The following is a 4346-nucleotide window of genomic DNA, read 5'->3' as shown; positions in this document are numbered from 1 at the left end:
CGTTGACCGGCATTCCCGACATCAAGGTGTCGGTGCGCAAGGTTTTCGGTATCGATTCCGATCTCGAAGTGCCTGCCTTCTCCAAGACCGATCCGCATGTGCCGGACAGCGATCCGGATTACCGCTTCGACCGCGCCACCACGCTGGCCATTCTCGCCGGCTTCGCCCGCAATCGCCGCGTGATGGTCACCGGCTTCCACGGGACCGGCAAGTCGACCCATATCGAGCAGGTCGCCGCCCGCCTCAACTGGCCCTGCGTGCGCGTCAATCTCGACAGCCACATCAGCCGCATCGACCTCGTCGGCAAGGACTCGATCGTGGTCCGCGACGGCAAGCAGGTCACCGAATTCCGTGACGGCATTTTGCCTTGGGCGCTGCAGCACAATGTCGCGCTGGTGTTCGACGAATACGATGCCGGCCGCCCGGACGTGATGTTCGTGATCCAGCGCGTGCTGGAAGTCGCCGGCCGCCTGACCCTGCTCGACCAGAACAAGGTCATCAAGCCGCATCCGGCCTTCCGCCTGTTCGCCACCGCCAACACGGTCGGCCTCGGCGATACGTCGGGCCTCTATCACGGCACCCAGCAGATCAATCAGGGCCAGATGGACCGCTGGTCGATCGTCACCACGCTCAACTATCTCGCCCATGACGAGGAAGTCGAGATCGTGCTGGCCAAGGCCAAGCACTATCAGACCACCGAGGGCAAGGACATCGTCAACAAGATGGTGCGCCTCGCCGACCTCACGCGTAACGCCTTCGCCAATGGCGATCTCTCCACGGTGATGAGCCCGCGCACGGTGATCACCTGGGCGGAAAATTCCGACATCTTCGGCGATATCGGCTTCGCCTTCCGCGTGACGTTCCTCAACAAGTGCGACGAACTCGAGCGCCCGCTGGTCGCCGAATTCTACCAGCGCTGCTTCAACGCGGAGCTCCCCGAGAGCTCGGTGAATGTGGCGCTGACCTGATCTTCGCATCCTCCGTGTCGTCCCCGCGAAAGCGGGGACCCATACACGGCGGAGCTTCAGATGAAATCCGGGGCGTTGCCCCGGCGTGAAATATCCGTCGGTGGTTATGGGTCCCCGCCTTCGCGGGGACGACCCCTGAAAAGGTTGCGATGAGCACGACCCCATCCAAACAATTCCGCACCGGTGCCAAGGAAGCGCCGACCGAGCCGTTCAAGCGTTCGGTCGCCTCCGCCCTTCGCGCGCTGGCCAAGACGCCCGAGCTCGAAGTCACTTACGCCGCCGAGAAGCCCGGCCTCGCGCCCGGCAAGGCGCGGCTGCCTGAGCCGGCGCGCAAGCTGAGCAAGCGTGACGCCGCCATCGTGCGCGGCCATGCCGACTCCATCGCGCTGAAGCTCGCCTGTCACGATCCGAAGGTTCACCGCAAGCTGATGCCTGGCAATCCGCAGGCGCGCTCGGTGTTCGAGGCTGTCGAGCAGGCCCGCGTCGAGGCGATCGGCTCGCGCCGCATGGCCGGCGTCGCCAAGAATCTCGGCGCCATGCTGGAAGACCATTTCCACCGCGGCAAGTTCGACGAGATCACCGACCGCGCCGATGCGCCACTGGCCGATGCGCTGGCCATGCTGGTGCGCGAGCGCCTCACCGGTCTCGCACCGCCGGCTGCGGCGCAGAAGGTGGTCGATCTCTGGCGCCCCATTCTCGAACAGAAGATCGGCCCGCGGCTCGACCAGCTTTCGGATATCACCGAGAACCAGGCCAAGTTCGGCGATGCCATTCACAGCCTGCTGTCTGATCTCGAACTTGGCGATGACCGCGATGCCCAGCCCGATGATGAGGAGAGCGAGGACGACGAGCGCCAGGGCGAGAACAATCAGGACGGCGCCGAAGGCTCGCCGGAAAGCGACGCCGCGCAGGAAATGAGCGCGGACCAGGCGCAGCAGTCATCGGAGGAGATGACCGACAGCGCCATGGAAAGCGCGCAGGCCTCGGCCTCCGACACCTTCGACGAAGACGGCGAGATGGGCGACGAGGACACGCCCGGCGAAGCCACGCGCCCGAATTCGCGCGGCGCCAATGAGCGTCTCGGCCCCGAATATCACGCCTTCGCGCCGAAATTCGACGAGGTCATCGCCGCCGAAGACCTCTGCGATCACGACGAGCTGGAGCGCCTGCGCGCCTATCTCGACAAGCAGCTCGCACATCTGCAGGGCGTCGTCGCGCGCCTCGCCAATCGCCTGCAGCGCAAATTGATGGCGCAGCAGAACCGCGCCTGGGATTTTGATCTCGAGGAAGGCATCCTCGATCCCGCCCGCCTGTCGCGCGTGGTCACCGATCCGTTCTCGCCGCTGTCCTTCATGCATGAGAAGGAAGCGACCTTCCGCGATACGGTCGTCACGCTGCTGCTCGACAATTCCGGCTCGATGCGCGGCCGCCCGATCACCGTGGCCGCCACCTGCGCCGATATTCTCGCGCGCACGCTGGAGCGTTGCGGCGTCAAGGTCGAGATTTTGGGCTTCACCACGCGCGCCTGGAAGGGCGGGCAGTCGCGCGAGGCGTGGCTCGCCGCCGGCAAGCCGGCCAATCCCGGCCGCCTCAACGATCTCCGCCACATCATCTACAAGTCGGCCGATGCGCCCTGGCGTCGTGCGCGCAAGAATCTCGGCCTGATGATGCGCGAGGGGTTGCTGAAGGAGAACATCGACGGCGAGGCGCTCGACTGGGCGCATAAGCGCCTGCTGGGGCGTCCCGAGCAACGCAAGATCCTGATGATGATCTCCGACGGCGCACCGGTGGATGACTCCACATTGTCGGTGAACCCCGGCAATTATCTGGAGCGCCATCTCCGCCATATCATCGAGGAGATCGAGACCCGCTCGCCGGTGGAGCTGATCGCGATCGGCATCGGCCACGACGTCACGCGCTACTATCGTCGCGCCGTGACCATCGTGGATGCCGAGGAACTCGGCGGCGCCATCACCGAGAAGCTGGCAGAGCTGTTCAGCGAGACGAATGGTCCCGCGCCAAGCCATGGCCGGCGGCGTAAGGTGCATTGACGCCATGCACCTCTCTGCCCTCAGCATGCTCCGCCCTCATCCTGAGGAGCCGCGACGCGGCGTCGCGAAGGATGTGCCCCACATTCATGGTTCGAGACGCGCGCCCTTGGCGCGCTCCTCACCATGAGGGTGGTGTTGGCTGTGGGTTGAACGAGCATGCTCACCCGCCGCTCCATCCTTGCCTCGCTCGCCGCCACCGCGGCGTGGCCGGCACTGGCCCGCGCCCAATCCGTCCCCGTTCCCGCGCCGGCGTCTGCCCGGGCCGCCGAGACCATCACCATCGATGCCCGGCCCGTCCCGGCCTTCGATACCCGCGATCCCCAGCAGACCCGCTTCGGCGCGCTGCAATATCGCAGCGGCCTCATCCTCACCTCGACGTTCCGCGATTTCGGTGGTGTCTCCGCGTTGCGGCTCGATGACAAAGGCGAGCGCTTTGTCGCGCTGAGCGACAAGGGCATGTGGTTCACCGGCCGCATCGCCTATGGCGGCGCCATCATGACAGGCGTCGTGGATGCGGAAGCCGCACCCATTCTCGGCAGCGATGGCAAGCCGCTGGAAGCCCGCGGCTGGTACGACTCTGAATCCCTCGCGCTGGAAGACGGCATCGCCTATGTCGGCTTCGAGCGCGTGCATCAGATCGTCAAATTCGATTTCGGCCGCGATGGCGTGCTCGCGCGCGGCGACGTGATTCCGCAGCCGGCCGGCATGCGTAAACTCCCAGACAATAAGAGCCTTGAATCGCTAGTCCTCGTCTCCAAGGAGAAGTTCAAGTCCTCTCCGCTGGCCGGCATGCTGCTGGCGATTTCCGAACGCGGCCTTGATGCCGCCGGCAACATTCAATGCTGGATCATCGGCGGCAAGGCGCCGGCCACCTTCGGCATTCGCCGCACGCTGAAATACGACATCAGCGATGCCGCGCAGTTGCCGTCCGGGGATCTCTTGCTGCTGGAGCGCAAATTCTCGCTGTTCGGCGACACCGGCATCCGCATCCGCCGCATTCCGCTGGCACAGGTGATGCCGAATGCGGTGGTCGATGGCCCGACGATGTTCGAGGCCGATCTCGGCCATGAGATCGATAATTTCGAAGGCATCGATACCCACGTCACCGAGAGCGGCGAGACGGTGATCACGCTGATCTCGGATAATAATTTTTCGATGCTGCAGCGGACATTGCTGATGCAGTTCACGCTGGTGGAGTGAGGCTCGGCGTCGATTGGCAACGGCTGCGTTTGCGGCACCCCCATCCCCGGCCCTTCCCCGCAAGGGGGAAGGGGGCACTGCGGGCGGTGCTTTTGGCTTAAATTTTCATAACCAAACTAGATTTCGA

Annotated in this window: 3 protein-coding genes; all 3 read left to right on the top strand. The window is 64.7% G+C overall.

From position 1 onward, the window contains the following. Positions 1-2: 2 nt before the first annotated feature. A complete protein-coding gene (gene cobS / locus ACIQ2A_RS25575; RefSeq protein WP_398484823.1) occupies positions 3-968 on the top strand; it encodes a cobaltochelatase subunit CobS in 966 nt (321 codons plus the stop codon). Positions 969-1117: 149 nt separating this feature from the next. Beyond that, positions 1118-3019, top strand: coding sequence for a cobaltochelatase subunit CobT (cobT, locus tag ACIQ2A_RS25570; protein ID WP_398484821.1), 1902 nt, complete (start codon positions 1118-1120; stop codon positions 3017-3019). 156 nt (positions 3020-3175) lie between these two features. Continuing rightward, positions 3176-4219: an esterase-like activity of phytase family protein gene (locus ACIQ2A_RS25565; protein WP_398484818.1), complete on the top strand. Its 1044-nt coding sequence runs from the start codon at positions 3176-3178 to the stop codon at positions 4217-4219. The last annotated feature ends 127 nt before the right edge of the window (positions 4220-4346 follow it).

The organism is Tardiphaga sp. (genome assembly GCF_044336785.1).
In the GTDB taxonomy this organism is placed as follows: Bacteria; Pseudomonadota; Alphaproteobacteria; order Rhizobiales; family Xanthobacteraceae; genus Tardiphaga.
Note: the sequence above shows the minus strand (reverse complement) of the source record. Positions and strands in the feature narration are given on the sequence as shown.

Bases quoted from the DNA above. Each gene is read 5' to 3' on its own strand.
- cobT (WP_398484821.1), top strand. From the start codon at position 1,118: ATGAGCACGACCCCATCCAAACAATTCCGCACCGGTGCCAAGGAAGCG.
- ACIQ2A_RS25565 (WP_398484818.1), top strand. From the start codon at position 3,176: ATGCTCACCCGCCGCTCCATCCTTGCCTCGCTCGCCGCCACCGCGGCG.